The organism is Micromonospora sp. NPDC050417, from assembly GCF_044458865.1.
Taxonomy (GTDB): Bacteria; Actinomycetota; Actinomycetes; order Mycobacteriales; family Micromonosporaceae; genus Micromonospora_G.
In genome coordinates this window covers 17,810-33,448 of sequence record NZ_JBITIH010000010.1, presented here as the reverse complement: position 1 = coordinate 33,448, position 15,639 = coordinate 17,810, and the positions used below count along the sequence as shown (strand labels likewise).

Sequence of the window (15,639 nt, the reverse complement as noted above, 5' to 3'; positions counted from 1 at the left end):
TACGGTAGTGACCGTGACGGATCTGGTGATCGGTGCGGACGGGCTGGCCCGGTGCGGCTGGGGCGCGAGCACGCCCGACTACGCGACGTACCACGACCGGGAGTGGGGACGCCCGCTGCGCGGCGACGACGCCCTGTTCGAGCGGCTCACCCTGGAGGCGTTCCAGTCCGGGCTCTCCTGGCTGACCATTCTCCGCAAGCGGGAGGCGTTCCGGGCCGCGTTCGACCGGTTCCACCTGGAAACCGTGGCTGGTTACGACGAGTCGGACGTCCTACGGCTACTGGGAGACGCCGGAATTGTCCGTAATCGCAGCAAGATCGAGGCGGCCGTCAACAACGCCCGTGCCGCGCTCGACCTCCCCGACGGGCTCAGCGCGCTGCTCTGGAGCTTTGCCGGTCCGGTCCGCCCGGCCGGCCCACGCTCCTTCGTCGAGGTGCCGGCGCACACCCCCGAGTCCACCGCCCTGGCGAAGGCGCTCAAGAAGCGCGGCTTCCGGTTCGTCGGACCGACCACGGCGTACGCGTTGATGCAGGCCACCGGCATGGTCGACGACCACCTCGTCGGTTGCCATGCCCGGTCGTTCCGAGCCGCCGGACAGACCGTGATGGGATAGGAGCCATGGGGCAGTGGAACGAGGCGAGGGCATGAGCGCCTGGGCGGTGGTCATCAGCGACGAGCGGTACGAGTCCGAGCGGCTCTTCCACCACGACACGCTGGAGTTCAGCGGACTCGACGGGCGACACCGACCACTCAGCGGCGACCCGGTGCTGGTGCTGCGGGACGGTGACGACCCGCTTCTGGTGGCGCTGGGGCGGATCGGTCCGTCCGGGGGCGGCCCGGCACAGGACCCGGACGATCCGTTGGCGGCGGACGATGCCGGGTCGCTCACGGTGACGTACACCCGGCGGGTCTTCGACAGCCCGGCTGAGGTCGACGGGCTCAGCCTCGCCGGACCGCTGACCCCGGTCGACCAGGAGACCTACCGGACGCTGGCCGACCGGATGGGGCCGGCGCCCGCCCGCAGTACCTGGCTGGTCAGCCTGGACCTGCCGATCGAGGCGGCCACGCCCGCCGAGGCGGTCGCGCTCTTCTGGTCGTACGTGCGGGAGCTGGGACCACAGGAACTGCCCGCGTTCGTCTCACCCGCCGGCAACGAACTGGCCATGCAGGCGTTCGTGCTCGGTGCCGAGGCGAACCAGGATCCGGAAGAGGACGACGACTGATCCGGTCCACGGGGCAGTCGGCGACGACCGGCGGCGGGCGGGCGAGACGACCGGCCCGCCGCGCGGACGGGTTCAGCGACCGACGAAGACCGGTCGCTGCTTGTTGACGAAGGCGTCCGTGGCCGAGCGGTGGTCCTCGGTCGCGCCGCAGATCGACTGCGCCTGGGCCTCGGCGGCGAGCGCCTCGGAGAGTGTGCCGGCGTCGCCGACGGAGAGCTGCCGCTTGATCGCCCCGTACGCCACGGTCGGTCCGGCGGCCAGCCGGGCGGCGAGTTCCTGAGCGGCGGGCAGCACGTTCTCGTCGTCGTCGACCAGCTTGGTGAGCAGGCCCAGTCGGTCCGCCTCGGCCGCCGTCACCGGTTCGGCGAGCATCAGCAGCTCGACCGCCTTGGCGTGCCCGACGAGGCGGGGCAGTGACCAGGAGGCGCCGGTGTCGGCGGCGAGCCCGACCTTGGCGAAGGCCATCAGGAAGCTGGTGCTGGGGCCACCGACCCGGAAGTCGGCGAGGAAGGCAAGCGAGGCACCCGCGCCGGCGGCATTGCCGCGTACGGCGGCCACCACCGGTTTGGGCAGGTTGCCCAGCCGGGCGGCGATCGGGTTGTAGTGGGCCCGTACGGTGCTCAGCGGGTCAGTCCGGCCGGTACGCAGCGTCTCGACGTGTTCCCGCAGGTCCTGACCGGCGCAGAAGGCACGCCCCGCGCCCGCCAGCACCACCGCGCGACAGCTGCGGTCGGTCTCCAGCATCGCCAGCGTGTCGCGCAACGCCTCCTTGAGAGGGTTGTTGAGCGCGTTCATCGCCTCGGGGCGGTTGAGGGTCAGGGTGACGACGGCGTCGGCGCGCTCGATGAGCAACGGCTCGGTCACGATTTCTACGGGCCCTTCTGTCGGAGAACCTTGCCGCTGGCGTCGAGGCAGTGCTCGACGTAGCGGTCGGCGGCGGGACGCAGGCGGGCGGCGTGCCGGTCGAAGAAGACGGCCGCGCTGGTGCCGGGCCACCGTTCCGGCAGGAGCGCCGGGGGTAGCTGCGGGTCCCGAAAGAGGAAGGTACGCCAGGCGTGCACGAGGCGGAAGCGGGCAGCGTACGCGGCCTCGTCGTCGCTGCGTACGGTCACCGCGCCGAGCGACGCCCGCTGTTCGGCAATGAATCCCTCGTACGCCCGGCCGATCTCGTCAAGGTCCCAGGCGCGGCGGACCAGCCCCATCGCGCCCGGCGTACCGGCGGCGTGGGCGGCGGAGAAGCGCTCGTAGTGGACACCGGCCTCGGTGAGCATCGTGTCCACCTCCTCGCCGGGACGGGGGGCGACCCAGGTCTGCTCGTCGAGCATGCCGTAGCCGAGAAAGGCCAGGCTGGTGTCGAGCCGCTGGCGGTCCCGGCGGGCCGGTGGCGGTCGCAGGACGATCAGATCGAACCGTCCGTCCCAGCCGATCTTGCCGGTGCGGTAGATTCGACTGGCGGCCTCGTCCAACCGCCGGTTGGCCTTGGGGCTCAGCAGATAACCGGGGCCGGAGTTCAGCCGGGCCGGATAGAGCCAGCCCTGACGGACCATGCGGGAGACTGCCGTCCGTACCGCCGGTGGCGCGATCCCGAGCGGTGCGAGAAGCTTGACCAGGGCGGCGACCGGTGCGCGGCCACCTCGGGCGCGCAGATAGTCGCCGTACAGGTCGAAGAGTGCCGACCGTGCCTGCATGACCGCACATTGTGACAGCCTCTCGCAAGATATGCTAGACGCTGTTACAGCCTTGCTGGTTCAGTTTGGGTCCGGCGGTGTTCATCAGGGAAAATCGTAGGTCGGCACCGCGGGCCGTGAGCGCGGTGATGTCGACGAAGTGGATGTGGGGCAACCCACCGACCCTGGTGAAGGTCTGAGGGGAGACAACATGGCGGCGATGAAGCCGCGGACGGGCGACGGTCCGCTGGAAGTCACCAAGGAGGGCCGGGGCATCGTCATGCGGGTTCCGCTGGAGGGTGGTGGCCGGCTCGTCGTCGAGATGACTCCAGACGAGGCCAACGCGCTCGGTGACGCGCTGAAGGCCGCCGCGGGCTGAGTGATGAAGGAGGCCCGGGCGCGCCGCGTGCCCGGGCCTCCTTCCATCTGGGCCACCGGCGGCGCCGGTGGCCCGACCCGTTACACCGGCCTCAGCGCGCTCCCAGCAGCGCGCCGGCCGCACCAATCGAAGATCTACTGGAGGTACGGTCGGCGTGCTCAGCATCCGTCTCGTCGCCGATCCCACCGGGTTCGACGTCCTTGTCCTGCCGGTACGACCGGTCACCCCGTCCGTCGACGACCCCCGGCCCGTTGACGACTCCCGGCCCGACAGTGCGAATCCGGACACTCCCGAGTCGGGCTCCGGGGCCACCCCGGTCGCGGAGGTGCCACCGACCTCGCTCGCCGTGCCGGCCGACCTGTTGGCCGAAGCGAACGCGTTGCTGCCACTGGTCGAGCTGACCGGCGCCGCCGGTGCGAGCCACCTGACGGTCCGGGCGTTGCGTGAACCCGGCCGGCTCCTGCTCGTCGGGGTCGGCGCCGGGGACGAGGCCGGTTGGCGGGCGGCCGGGGCGGCGATCGCGCGTACCGCCGGGCGTGAGACTTCGATCACTATAGCGATGCCGTCCGATGCCGGGACGGAAGCCGTACGCGGTCTCGCCGAAGGGCTCTGGCTCGCCTCGTACCGGTTCCGTCTGCCGGAGCGGGAGGAGGCCGCCGACCGCGGCGCAGAACTCGACGAGGTGCTGGTCGCGGTCGCCGATCCGGACGCCCACCAGGCGGCTCTGCACCTGGCTCGGGTGACCGCCCGGACCACCCGGCTGGCCCGCGACCTGACCAACACCCCGTCCTCGGTGAAGTCCCCCGAGTGGCTCGCCGACCAGATCGTCGCCGCCGCTGCCGAGTATCCCGAACTGCGCGTCCGGGTCCGCGACCCGGAGCAGCTCGCTGAGGAGGGTTTCGGCGGCATCCTGGCCGTCGGCGGCGGCTCCGCCACCGGCCCCCGGATGGTGGAACTCGGCTGGCAGCCGGCGGATGCCCGGACCCACGTGGTCCTGGTCGGCAAGGGCATCACCTTCGACACCGGCGGCATCTCGATCAAGCCCCGGGACGCGATGAAGCTGATGCGCAAGGACATGGCCGGTGCCGCCGCCATCCTCGCGGCCACCATCGGCGCCGCCGCGCTCCGGCTGCCGGTACGGATCACCGCCCTCGCCCCGCTCGCCGAGAACATGGTCAGCGGTTCGGCGTTCCGCCCCGGCGACGTGGTCCGCCACTACGGCGGCCTCACCAGCGAGACGACCAACTCCGACGCGGAGGGGCGGCTGGTGCTCGCCGACGCGCTCGCGTACGCGGTCGACCAGCTCGCCCCGGACCTGCTCGTCGACATCGCCACCCTCACCGGTGCCAACGCGGTCGCGCTCGGCAAGCGGCACAGCGCGCTCTACAGCGAGAACGACGAGCTGGCGCAGGCGCTGATCGACGCGGGCCGCGAGGCCGGTGAGCTGGCCTGGCGGATGCCGCTGCCGAACGACTACGTCGAGTACCTCGGCAGCGACATCGCCGACCTCTACAGCGCCCCGGCCGCCGGCGCCGGCTCGGTGACCGCCGCGCTCTTCCTGCGCGAGTTCACCGGCCCACTGCGGGACCGCTGGGTGCACGTCGACATGTCCGCGCCCTCCTGGGCCGAGGGCAACGACGGTGTGCTCGCCAAGGGCGCCACCGGCTACGGCGTGCGTACGCTGCTGCGCTGGTTGGGCGGGCTGGAGTAGTCCCCTGTTGTCCCGCCGCCGTACCGATCGATCGGGCGGTGTGATCGGGTTGCCCCACGAGGAACGTCCCCCGGGTGGTTATGTGGGGGTGGTGGGTCGGCTTCGGCGCCGCAGTGGCGGGACAACCCGGGGGACAAGATGGCTTCGCTCGAATACTCCACCTTCATCGCGCCGCCCAAACCGGTCGTCTCCGACAGCCCACCGCCGGGCGAGACGGAGCGGAAATGGTCTCCCACCACTGCCACGTTGATCTATGGCGACCGGGACGCGGTCCTGGTGGATGCGCTGATGACGGCCGAGGAGGGGCGGCACCTCGCCGACTTTGTGGCGGCCACGGGCAGGAACCTCACCACGATCTACATCACGCACGGCCACGGGGACCACTTCTTCGGCGCGTCGGTGCTGCTGGACCGTTTTCCGGAGGCGAGGTTGGTCGCCACCGTCCGGGTGGTCGAGCGGTTGCGGCGGCTCTGCGGCCAGCAGCAGATCGACTACTGGCGGAGCCGCTTCCCGGGCCAGCTTCCCGAGCGGCTGGTGATGGCCGAGCCGATGTCGGACCACGCGCTCCTGCTGGAGGGTGAGCGGCTGGTCGCGGTCGAGCTGGGCCACAGCGACACCGACGACACCACCGCCCTCTATGTCCCCACCATCGGGCTCGTCGTCGCCGGTGACGCCGTCTACAACGACGTACACCTTCATCTCGGTGAATCCGGGGGCGGTCGCGGCCGGGCCTGGCTCGACGCGCTGGACACCGTCGAGTCGCTCCACCCGGTCAACGTGGTCGCCGGGCACAAGCGGGACGGTGCCGGAGACGGACCCGAGATCATCGAGGAGACCCGGACCTACATCCAGGATTTCGAGGCCGAGGTGGCGCGGACGAACAGCGCCCTCGACCTGTACGAGGCGATGCTGGCGCGTTATCCCGACCGGGTGAACAAGGGTGTTCTCTGGGATTCCGCCAGGGCGGTGAAGGAGTAGCCCTGGCCGGTCATCCTCGCTTGATCGCGGCGAGCAGACCCTCCCCGGCGGGAAGCAGGGCGGGAATCCAGTCCTCGGACTCACGTACGGCCTTGACGATCTCGCGGACGGTGACGGTGGTCAGGTCACGGGCGGCCGGATCGCTGATTCGACCACCGGCCAGCGCACCGTGCAGCACCAGCGCGCCGCCGGGGCGGAGCAGCCGCAGCGCCGCTTCGACACAGGCGCTGTACTCGGTCGCGTCGGTGTCGGCGAAGATCAGGTCGTATACGCCGTCGGCCAGCCGCGGCAGCACGTCGAGTGCCCGGCCGGTGATGATCCGGGTACGCCCGGCCGGAAAACCCGCCTCCTGGAAGATGCGTCGGGCGATGCGCTGGTGTTCGACCTCGACGTCGATCGTGGTGAGTACGCCGTCAGGGCGCATCCCGCGCAGCAGCCAGAGCCCGCTGACCCCGGTGCCGGTGCCTATCTCCACCACCGAACGGGCGCTGCCGGCGGCGGCCAGGAGCCGGAGAGCGGCGCCCGCGCCGGGTGTGATCGCGGGCAGACCGACCTCTCGGGCCAGACTGCGGGCGGTTTGGAGGACGAGGTCCTCGGCCACGTACGCCTCGGTGAATCCGAGTGCCTGGGCGGTCATCGTGGTGACTGACCGATCGACCATGGCGATGGGGCACCTCCGCGAAGCGGCGAGGGTGGACAGGGGCGGTTGCGGTATGAGCCTAAGGGCGGCGGTCCCCGACCGACAGCGTCCCACCGGTTCGGAGTCCACGACGGACCCAACCACTGACTGCACCCCGGCTATCCGTGCAATCCTGGAGGCGGAAATCCGCGCGCCCGACCGGAGGACGGCCCACGCCGTCATGTCGGCCACCCGATTTCCGGGACGGACTGGGAGGGCACCGAACGTGACCGACGGCTGGAACTGGCGCCAGCCCGACGGGACCCCGACGACGGCGAATGTGCCGCCGCACGCGGGTCCGTCGGCGGGCTCGTCAGCGGGACCTGGTGGTGTCGGAGGCCCGGCGCCCTCCGCCTGGTGGTCCGACGCCCTGCACGATCCGTGGCGGAATCCGCAGACGCCGACCGCGGTCGTGGTCCAGGCGCCACCTCTCGGCGTGGCGATGCTGCCTGAGCCGGTCACCGACCCGGACGCCCCGCGCCGCCGGGCGACGGCTCCGGTCTTCGTGGTCACCCTCGTCACCGCGCTGCTCGCCGGGGCGCTCGGGGGCGCGCTCGGGTTCGCCTTCGCGGCCCGGAACGGGGCTGGCGGCAGCAGCACGGTGCTCGGCAGCCAGGGCGGTGAGGCGCCGGCCGTGGTGCAGCGTAGGCCGGACACGTTGGCCGGGGTCGCCCAGCGGCTGGCGCCGAGCGTGGTCACGGTACGGGTGAACGGTGGTGGTGGTTCGAGCGTCGGCTCGGGTTTCGTGGTGACCGCCGACGGTTACGTGATCACCAACGATCATGTGGTCGAGGCGAGCACCGGCCGGGCGACGGTGGTCTTCAACGACGGGTCGACCGAGTCCGCGACGCTGGTGGGCAAGGATCCGGAGTCGGACCTCGCGGTGATCAAGGTGTCCCGGTCGGGGCTGACGCCGGTCGAGTTCGGTGACTCGGAGTCGATTGCGGTCGGCGACCCGGTGTTGGCGTTCGGCACGCCGCTGGCGCTCGCCAACACCGTGACGGCGGGGATCGTGAGCGCCCTCGACCGTACGATCAGCGCGGGTGAGCCGGGTGGGCAGGTGCGGTACTACGCGGCGATCCAGACCGACGCGGCGGTCAACCAGGGCAATTCCGGTGGGCCACTGGTGGACGGCGCGGGGCGGGTGATCGGCGTGAACTCGGTGATCAAGTCGTTGGCGGTGGACGAGTCGGCGGCCGGCAACATCGGGCTCGCCTTCGCCATCCCGATCAACCAGGCGAAGCGGGTTGCCCAGGAGTTGATCGACACCGGCAAGGCGCGCCGTACGGTGATCGGTGCCCAGGTCAGTGGGGTGGGGGTCGGTCAGGAGGGCGGCGTACGCATCGCCATGGTCGACCCGGCGGGGCCGGCGGCCGGGGCTGGTCTGCGAACCGGTGACGTGCTGTTCCGGTTGGACGGGCGGGTGCTGGAAGAACCAACTGATTTGATCGCTTTGGTGCGCAAATACCCACCGGGAGCGGTGGTGACCGTCGAGTACCGGCGCGGCACCGATCGGCAGAAGGCCTCAGTGACTCTCGCCGCAGATGCCAAGTAGGTCTTCCGCACCCCCTGCCGGATCCGCCCCTCGCGTGCGTAGTCTTGCCCTGGACCGGTACGAGGAGGCGGCGGGGTGTTCGACAACCTGAACTGGTGGGAGATCGGCGCGCTGTTGCTCCTGGCGCTGCTGATCTTCGGTGACAAGCTGCCCAACGTGATCAACGATGGCCTGCGGATGCTGCGCAACCTGCGCCAGATGGCGAGCAACGCCACCGGTGACCTGAGCCGTGAGCTGGGCACCGACATCCAGCTTGAGGATCTGCACCCGAAGGCGTTCATCCGTAAGCACCTGCTCAGCGAGGACGACGAGGCGGCGCTCCGCAAGCCGCTACAGGGGCTCTACGACTCGGTCAAGTCCGACATCAGCGGCGTACACGACGATCTGAAGGACGTGGCCGCCGCCACGGACCTGCGCTCCGGCTCCCGCGCCTCGGGCGTGAACGGCGCCGACACCGCCCCCTCGGCGGTCAACGGCACCACCACGGCCGCCGCCCCGCAGGCGCGCTCGTACGACGACGCCACCTGACCCGGACTTCCGCCCCGGCACACAAAGGTCCCGCCCACCGGATGCCGGTGGACGGGACCTTCTCGTATCGGTGGGACTCGCCGGTAGGCCCGCTGGTGGCGCGCGGCACCGAGCCCCCTAGACCATCGCGGAGCCGCTCAGCGACCGGCGGGACGCAGGCCCAGCGGCTTGCCGAGCAGGGACTCCCGGCGGACCGCAAGCCGGTCGGCGACCGCGTTCAGGGCCACCGCGGCGGGTGCGGTCGGCTCGGCGAGCACGATCGGCGTACCCCGGTCACCGGCCTCGCGGACCCGGGTGTCGAGCGGGATCTGACCCAGCAGCGGCACCTGCGCGCCGACCACCCGGGTCAGGGACTCGGCCACGGCGGTGCCACCGCCGGCGCCGAAGACCTCCATCCGCGACCCGTCGGGCAGTTCCAGCCAGGACATGTTCTCGACCACGCCGACCAGGCGCTGATGCGTCTGGAGGGCGATCGCCCCGGCCCGCTCCGCCACCTCGGCGGCGGCGGTCTGCGGCGTGGTGACCACCAGGATCTCGGCATTGGGCAGCAACTGGGCCAGGGAGATGGCCACATCGCCGGTGCCCGGCGGCAGGTCGAGCAGGAGCACGTCCAGGTCGCCCCAGTAGACGTCGACCAGGAACTGCTGCAACGCCCGGTGCAGCATCGGCCCCCGCCAGACCACTGCGGCGTTGCCGTCGGTGAACATGCCGATCGAGATGATCTTCACCCCGTGCGACTGGGGCGGCATGATCATGTCTTCGACCCGGGTCGGGCGGGCCTCCGTACCGAGCATCCGGGGCACCGAGTGGCCGTAGATGTCGGCGTCGACCACACCCACGTTCAGACCCTTGGCGGCGAGCGCGGCGGCCAGGTTCACCGTGACGCTCGACTTGCCCACCCCACCCTTGCCGCTCGCCACCGCGTACACCCGGGTCCGGCTCCCGGCCTGGGCGAACGGGATCACCGGCTCCTCGGCGGCGGGACCGCCGCCACGCAGTCGCTGCTGGAGCGACTGCCGCTGTTCCGGGGTCATCACCCCGAAGTCGATCTCCACCCCGGTCACGCCGGGAACCGCGCCGACGGCGGCGGTGATGTCCGTACGAAGCTTGTCCCTCAGCGGACAGCCGGCCACGGTGAGCAGAAGCTCGACGCGTACGAGACCGTCCGGGCCGACCACGGCGGAGCGCACCATGCCGAGCTCCGTGATGGGCCGGCGGATCTCCGGGTCGTCGACGGTGGCCAGGGCGGCCTGAACCGCTTCCTCGACGGTGCTGACTGGTGCTGACATGACCGCCATGGTACGTCGCGCAGCGTCCGCCCCGACGAGGTGTAAGGAAGGGTCCCTTGTTATCGCTTTTTGTATAGGAGGGGGCCCTTCCTAACGGGCAGACAGGGCGGGCCGGTCCGGCCGAGGGACACGGGTGCGCGGATTTGAGGGTGGACGACCTGGCGGTCCGGGTGTAACCATCGACGAGGTACGCCGCGCGCCTAGCCCCTTGAGGCGCGCGGCCCCTTTTCCGGCCTGTTCACGGTCGCCGTTCCGGTCCCGTACGCGTCGCCGTTCCGGGTTTATTCCGCGTCGAGTTCGTCGAGCGGCTCCTCGATCCGTTCTGCCGGCATCGGCCGACCCGAGACCTGCTGCCGGTCCTTGCGGTACTGCCGCTGCTCCAACCGCTGCCGGCGGTGCGCGTGTTCGTCCAGCTCCTCGGCCAACCGGCTCAGCTCCGAGCGGAGGAAGTCGCGGGTCGCCACCTCGCCCAGGGCGATCCGCAGGGCGGCGATCTCCCGTGCCAGATACTCGGTGTCCGCCTTCTGTAGAGCCGCGCGCCGCCGGTCCTCCTCGGCGGCGAGCCGGTCCCGGGCCGCCTGCCGGTTCTGCGCCAGCAGGATCAACGGCGCGGCGTACGACGCCTGCAACGACAACAGCAGGGTCAGGAACGTGAAGGTGTACGGGTCGAAGCGCAGTTCCCGGGGGGCGAGCGTGTTCCAGGCGAGCCAGATCGCGATCACCACGGTCATGTAGACGATGAAGTTCGCCGTACCCATGTACCGCGCGATCCCCTCGGACCAGCGGCCGAACGCCTCCGGGTCGAATCGGGGCAGGCGCAGCCGACGGGGCTCGCGCGGCTGGTCGAGCCGCTCCATCCGGCGGGGTTCACTCATCGTCGCCGCCCGATCCGCGCCCGTTGGCTCGGCCGTGACCCGCCCCGCCGCCGTTGCCGCCGCCCCCGCCTGCGCCCCCGCCGATCCTGTTCGTGTCCCTGCTTCCGTTGCCGCCGCCGGCGGCCCGTCCGGTCGGGCCGGCCGTACTCGCCGTCGGCTCCCGCTCGCGCCAGTCGGTCGGCAGCGAATGATCGAGTACGTCGTCCACGGTGACCGCCCCGACCAGCCGACTCGCCGCGTCGATCACGGGAAAGGCGACCAGGTCGTAGGTGGCCATCCGGCGGGTGACCTCGGGCATCGGAGTGGTCGGCTGCAAGGGGTCGATGTCGTTGATCAGCATGTTGCCGACCAGCGCCGCCGGGGGTTCACGGAGCAGTCGTTGGAAGTGCACCATACCGAGGTAGCGGCCGGTCGGCGTCGCCATCGGCGGGCGTACGACGAAGATCTGGGCGGCGATCGCCGGAGAGAGGTGCGGATCGCGGATGCGGGCCAGTGCCTCGGCGACGGTGGCGTCCGGCGGCATGATCACCGGTTCGGAGGTCATCAGGCTGCCGGCCGTACCGGGTTGGTATTTCAGGAGCTGACGGACCGGGTCGGCCTCGTCCGGCTCCATCATGTCCAGCAGCATGTCCTGCTCCGGCGGTGGCAGCTCGTTGAGCAGGTCGGCGGCGTCGTCCGGATCCATCTCCTCCAGCACGTCGGCGGCCCGCTCCCGGTCCAGCCCTGCCAGGATCTCCACCTGGTCGTGTTCGGGCAGTTCGCCGAGTACGTCGGCCAGGCGCGCGTCGTCGAGTGCGGCAGCCACCTCGTTGCGGCGGGCGTCCGGCAGGTCCTGCAACGCGTTGGCGAGGTCGGCCGGGCGCATGTTCTCCAGCACCGAGAGCAGGTTGGCGGTACCCCGGGTCTCGGGCAGCCCGAGCAGGCCGCCCGCCCGTTCCCAGTCGAGCTGGTGCAGGTGCCCGCGACGGCTGAGCCGGCTGGTCTGCTCTCGTACCGCGACTCGGGTCAGTGACCACTCGCCCTGGCGGTTGGACTCCATCGCCACGTCGACCACGATGCCGGGCCGGCTGGACGGTTCGATCGTCACCCGCCGGTCAAGCAGGTCTTCCAGCACCAGCAGCTCGTTCGGGCGTTTCTCGAATCGGCGCAGGTTGAGCGTGCCGCTGGCCAACAGCACCGACTCGGCGTCGATCGTGGTGATCCAGTTGATCGAGAGGAAGATGCGCCGACGCATCGCCAGCTCCGCCACCAGCCCGACGACCTGAGGGTTCCGGGTGGTGGTCCGAAGTCGGGCGACCGCATCCCGAATCCGGCCGACCTGATCTCCGTTAGGGTCATAGACAGCCAGTCCGGCAAGACGGGCGATGTACACCCGGGTCGGCGTGGTCACGTGATCCAGCCTATGCGCCTAGGGTTTATCAACATGTCGACCTTGGCCTACGAGATCGTGGACGTCTTCACCGACCGTCCGTTCGCCGGCAACCCGCTCGCGGTCGTCTTCGACGCGCAGCACCTCGCGACCGAGCAGATGCAGCTCATCGCCAGGGAGTTCAACCTTTCCGAGACGGTCTTCGTGCTGCCGTCGAGCGCGGCCACGGCGACGTACCGGGCACGGATCTTCACCACCGAGCGGGAACTGCCCTTCGCCGGGCACCCGAGTATCGGCGCCGCGGTGACCGCCGGTCGGCGGGGCTGGTACGCCTCCGGTCAGGTGATCCAGGAGTGCGGGGCGGGACTGCTGCCGATCGAGGTGAGCGGTGACCGGGCCATGGTGACCGGTGCGGCACCAACCCTTGGCCCCGAGTTGGACGTGGAGCCGCTGCTCGCGATGGTCGGGTTGACCGCCACCGATTTCGTCGGCCCGGCGCCCCGAGTGGCCGGCTGCGGGCTGGAGTTCCCCTACCTCTCGGTCCGGCCGGATGCGCTGGCCCGGGTGGTGCTCAACGCGCCGGCGGCGGTACGGGCCGGGGTCGAGCACCTCAGTGTCTTCGCCTGGCATCCGGAGGAGCGGACCGCGTACGCCCGGGTTTTCGCGCCCGGTGTCGGGGTGCCGGAGGATCCGGGCACCGGTTCGGCCGCGCTGGGTCTCGGTGTGTGGTTGGTCACCAGTGGGCTGCTGCCCGGGGACGGGAAGTCGTCGTACACCGTGCGGCAGGGCGCGGAGATCGCGCGGCCGTGTCTGCTCGAATGCACGGTCACCGCGGCTGGCGGGGTGGCGCTTGGCGCCACGGTCGCCGGTCAGGTGGTGCCGATCGCCACCGGCCAGATCGCCGTCCCACCCTTCCTCGGCTGACCGGTCTCCATGTAGGCGATGGTCAGTCTTCAGGCGGTCGTCGAGGTTCCGTCTCGGGCTCTGAGGTCGGATTTCTCGACGACGGGTTTCGGGTGTGGCAGGACGGCCGGCCGAATCCACAGCACGGCCGTCGGGCAGCATCCTTTGTCGATATTCCTCGACCTCTGCTGCCTGTCCTGTTGGCAGGTGTACGTCACGACCTGGTCGCCTTTCTCGGCATCCTCGACCGGTGGACTCGGCGAATGGGGCTGGGGCGCCGAGGGGTCGTGTTGATGGAGAAGATCGACCGAAACTTCGCTGTCCGCGCCCGGTGACGGGGATACGGCCACGACGGCCCGTGGTCGAGTTTCACGGTTTCTGGTGCTGCGCTCTCTGCTGCCGTCCAGGTCCAGCCTGCGTTATTGATCGACCCGTCTCCTTTCCTGTCCGTTAGAAACGGTTCCCGCTTGAACTTTCCGCCACAATGGACTGCCCAACAGGTCGACCTCGAACCCCGTCATCGATACGCTTTCCATTCATCAACAACTCCATCCATGTCAATGGCAACGACCCAAGAACGTCCCTGAACGTTTTGGAAAAGGAGTAACGCGTGAATGACGTCCTGCGGGTGGCAATGGTGCAGGTCGGAGAAACCGCCGACTCGCTGGCGGCGAAGGTGGGAGTCGATCCCAAGTCCGCCGCCAGATGGGTCTCGCGTGGGTCGGTTCCGCACCCGGGCACCCGGGCCGCCGTCGCCCAGATCCTCGGCCGCGAGGTGGGCGAACTCTGGCCCGAGACCCTGATGCGGCGGGGGCCGATCTGGTTCCGGCCGTGGGTCGAGAACGAACGGGAGGCGACCTCGCTCCGTTCGTTCGAGATGAACATCGTGCCGGGCCTGCTACAGACCAGGGCCTACGCCACCGCGCTCTTCCGGGGCGGAGCCTTGCTCACCGACGACGAGGTCGAGGAGCGGGTCGAACTCCGGTTGGAGCGGCAGGCGCTGCTCGCCGGGGAGAACCCGCCGATGTTCACCGCCGTGTTCGACGAGTCCGTGCTCCGACGCCCGGTCGGCGGCCGGGCGGTGATGCGGGAGCAACTCCTGCACCTGCTCGCGATGGCCGAGTCGCCCCGGGTCAGATTGCACGTCGTGCCGTGGGCGGTCGGCGCGTATCCTGGCCTCGCCGGCCCGCTTGTCCTCGCCACGCTGCCGGGCGGGCAGGGCCTCAGTTACCTGGACGACCACCTGGAGGGCCAGGTGATCGAGAAGGCCGGCGACCTGGAAACCCTCCAGCGGATCTGGGAGTCCGTCCGGAGCGAGGCGTTGCCACACCAGCAGACCGTCGAGTTGATCAGGGAAGTGGCAGAGACATGGATCTGACCGGCGCCCAGTGGCGCAAGAGCACCCGGAGCACCCCCAACGGCGGCAACTGTGTCGAGGTCGCCGACAACCTCACCGGCCGGGTGTTCGTCCGTGACACCAAGGACCGCGACGGCGGCACCCTGACCTTCAGCCCGGACGCGTGGCGCGCGTTCGTCGGCCTGGCCAAACAGCACTGAACCAAACCGACCACATAATCCGTCGAGTTCCTACACGGGAGAACGTGTAGCTACACGTTCTCCCGTGTAGGAGATCTGCGTTCTATACGCCTTGGAGTCGCGCCGGGAACCCGCCCGAGCCAGCGCACGGACACGCCAGGGAACGGGTCGGGCAGGCGAGGGAGGGCGCCAGGTCAGCGGCGGCGGACCCGGTGCAGGCGGAACGGCTTGCGGGTCTGGCGTACGGCCGGCGACTCTCTCGGCACCGCCGCATCCGAGGCATCCGGCAGCGAACCACCCTCGGCCAACGGCACACCCGCCGGGGCCAGCCTGTTGAGCGCGCACCCCTCCGAAGCCCAGCGCTCGACAAGCTCCGTGGCCGTGCCCGGGGCGTTCAGCCGTTTCGCGGCCACCAGCGGTGCGTTTGTCTCCCACTGCTCGCTGCCGGGGAGGAGTCGGGTCACCTCGGCCGGCCAGGTGACGATCCGCCCACCGTGGTCACCACGGAGCGTCACGGCAGCGGTGGCCGCGTCAGCGAGCCCGGGGGCAGACTGCTCGCCCGGACCACTCACCAGGTAGAGCCCGCCCTCCAGTGGTAAACACCACAGCGCCAGGCCCGGCCCGCCGTCGACCGACACCCAGGCGATCGAGGCTTTCTTCATCGCCTCGTCGACGAGTGGCGATGTCCTGACCTCCGCCGTCGCGGGAGTCGACGCACCATCTGACTCAGTCACCCCTGCATCCTGCCCCAGTCCCCGCCCGCGCGTCGCCGAACACCCCCTGCCGACACCCGGTGGTAACCGGCGCGACAGGCGCGGGAGTGAGGGAGGTAACCACCGCAGACGCCCGGCGCTCGGCGGTCACGGTTCGGACACCTGAAAAGACCAGACTCTTGACAGGGTCGTCTCAAGATCGAAACGCTGGCGTGATCTCCGTCGGGTGTGGCC

Annotated in this window: 16 protein-coding genes and 1 pseudogene; 10 read left to right on the top strand and 7 right to left on the bottom strand. The window is 70.4% G+C overall.

Annotation, left to right across the window (positions count from 1 at the left end; translation table 11 throughout):
• Window positions 1-13: 13 nt before the first annotated feature.
• Both ACIBF5_RS14815 and ACIBF5_RS14810 read left to right on the top strand, forming a co-directional pair.
• Window positions 14-613: a DNA-3-methyladenine glycosylase I gene (locus ACIBF5_RS14815; protein ID WP_396811752.1), complete on the top strand. Its 600-nt coding sequence runs from the start codon at window positions 14-16 to the stop codon at window positions 611-613.
• A 31-nt stretch (window positions 614-644) separates the two neighbouring features.
• Window positions 645-1,223 (top strand): hypothetical protein, encoded by a 579-nt coding sequence (locus tag ACIBF5_RS14810; RefSeq protein ID WP_396811750.1) that lies wholly within the window; start codon window positions 645-647, stop codon window positions 1,221-1,223.
• A 72-nt stretch (window positions 1,224-1,295) separates the two neighbouring features.
• Here ACIBF5_RS14810 and ACIBF5_RS14805 read toward each other — a convergent pair whose 3' ends face one another.
• Together ACIBF5_RS14805 and ACIBF5_RS14800 are read right to left on the bottom strand one after the other, a co-directional pair.
• A complete protein-coding gene (locus tag ACIBF5_RS14805) occupies window positions 1,296-2,087 on the bottom strand; it encodes an enoyl-CoA hydratase-related protein (protein ID WP_396811748.1) in 792 nt (263 codons plus the stop codon).
• 5 nt (window positions 2,088-2,092) lie between these two features.
• Window positions 2,093-2,911 (bottom strand): PaaX family transcriptional regulator C-terminal domain-containing protein, encoded by an 819-nt coding sequence (locus ACIBF5_RS14800; RefSeq protein WP_396811746.1) that lies wholly within the window; start codon window positions 2,909-2,911, stop codon window positions 2,093-2,095.
• A 190-nt stretch (window positions 2,912-3,101) separates the two neighbouring features.
• On the opposite strand from ACIBF5_RS14800, the gene ACIBF5_RS14795 reads away from it, so the two are divergent.
• The 3 genes from ACIBF5_RS14795 (at window position 3,102) to ACIBF5_RS14785 (ending at window position 5,958) form a co-directional block, all read left to right on the top strand.
• Window positions 3,102-3,269 (top strand): DUF3117 domain-containing protein, encoded by a 168-nt coding sequence (locus ACIBF5_RS14795; protein ID WP_007455245.1) that lies wholly within the window; start codon window positions 3,102-3,104, stop codon window positions 3,267-3,269.
• 154 nt (window positions 3,270-3,423) lie between these two features.
• A complete protein-coding gene (locus ACIBF5_RS14790) occupies window positions 3,424-4,980 on the top strand; it encodes a leucyl aminopeptidase family protein (protein ID WP_396811744.1) in 1,557 nt (518 codons plus the stop codon).
• Window positions 4,981-5,118: 138 nt separating this feature from the next.
• On the top strand, window positions 5,119-5,958 hold the full coding sequence (locus ACIBF5_RS14785; protein WP_396811742.1) for an MBL fold metallo-hydrolase: 840 nt from the start codon (window positions 5,119-5,121) through the stop codon (window positions 5,956-5,958).
• Window positions 5,959-5,968: 10 nt separating this feature from the next.
• Here the strand turns inward: ACIBF5_RS14785 and ACIBF5_RS14780 are convergent, their stop codons facing one another.
• Entirely contained in the window at window positions 5,969-6,559 is a 591-nt protein-coding gene (locus ACIBF5_RS14780) for an O-methyltransferase (protein ID WP_396812082.1), read from the bottom strand.
• A 259-nt stretch (window positions 6,560-6,818) separates the two neighbouring features.
• On the opposite strand from ACIBF5_RS14780, the gene ACIBF5_RS14775 reads away from it, so the two are divergent.
• Both ACIBF5_RS14775 and ACIBF5_RS14770 read left to right on the top strand, forming a co-directional pair.
• Window positions 6,819-8,192, top strand: a complete 1,374-nt coding sequence (locus tag ACIBF5_RS14775) for a S1C family serine protease (RefSeq protein WP_396811740.1) — start codon at window positions 6,819-6,821, stop codon at window positions 8,190-8,192.
• Between the two features lie 75 nt (window positions 8,193-8,267).
• Complete coding sequence (locus ACIBF5_RS14770; RefSeq protein WP_396811738.1) at window positions 8,268-8,720, top strand: preprotein translocase subunit TatB; 453 nt, start codon at window positions 8,268-8,270, stop codon at window positions 8,718-8,720.
• 137 nt (window positions 8,721-8,857) lie between these two features.
• Here ACIBF5_RS14770 and ACIBF5_RS14765 read toward each other — a convergent pair whose 3' ends face one another.
• From ACIBF5_RS14765 to ACIBF5_RS14755, 3 genes and pseudogenes are all read right to left on the bottom strand, one after another.
• Complete coding sequence (locus tag ACIBF5_RS14765; RefSeq protein WP_396811737.1) at window positions 8,858-10,009, bottom strand: Mrp/NBP35 family ATP-binding protein; 1,152 nt, start codon at window positions 10,007-10,009, stop codon at window positions 8,858-8,860.
• A 281-nt stretch (window positions 10,010-10,290) separates the two neighbouring features.
• Window positions 10,291-10,884 carry a DUF1003 domain-containing protein gene (locus ACIBF5_RS14760; RefSeq protein ID WP_396811736.1) on the bottom strand — a complete coding sequence of 198 codons (594 nt, stop codon included), beginning with the start codon at window positions 10,882-10,884 and terminating at the stop codon, window positions 10,291-10,293.
• Between the two features lie 103 nt (window positions 10,885-10,987).
• A pseudogene (locus tag ACIBF5_RS14755) lies at window positions 10,988-12,274 on the bottom strand (magnesium transporter MgtE N-terminal domain-containing protein); the annotation flags it as partial.
• Between the two features lie 33 nt (window positions 12,275-12,307).
• Between ACIBF5_RS14755 and ACIBF5_RS14750 the strand changes: the two are divergent.
• From ACIBF5_RS14750 to ACIBF5_RS14740, 3 genes are all read left to right on the top strand, one after another.
• Window positions 12,308-13,177, top strand: a complete 870-nt coding sequence (locus ACIBF5_RS14750; protein WP_396811735.1) for a PhzF family phenazine biosynthesis protein — start codon at window positions 12,308-12,310, stop codon at window positions 13,175-13,177.
• Window positions 13,178-13,766: 589 nt separating this feature from the next.
• On the top strand, window positions 13,767-14,534 hold the full coding sequence (locus tag ACIBF5_RS14745; protein ID WP_396811733.1) for a DUF5753 domain-containing protein: 768 nt from the start codon (window positions 13,767-13,769) through the stop codon (window positions 14,532-14,534).
• Complete coding sequence (locus ACIBF5_RS14740; protein WP_396811731.1) at window positions 14,525-14,713, top strand: DUF397 domain-containing protein; 189 nt, start codon at window positions 14,525-14,527, stop codon at window positions 14,711-14,713. The genes ACIBF5_RS14745 and ACIBF5_RS14740 overlap by 10 nt, the downstream gene beginning before the upstream one ends.
• A 173-nt stretch (window positions 14,714-14,886) precedes the next feature.
• Here ACIBF5_RS14740 and ACIBF5_RS14735 read toward each other — a convergent pair whose 3' ends face one another.
• Complete coding sequence (locus ACIBF5_RS14735; RefSeq protein WP_396812080.1) at window positions 14,887-15,354, bottom strand: hypothetical protein; 468 nt, start codon at window positions 15,352-15,354, stop codon at window positions 14,887-14,889.
• Window positions 15,355-15,639 lie beyond the last annotated feature (285 nt).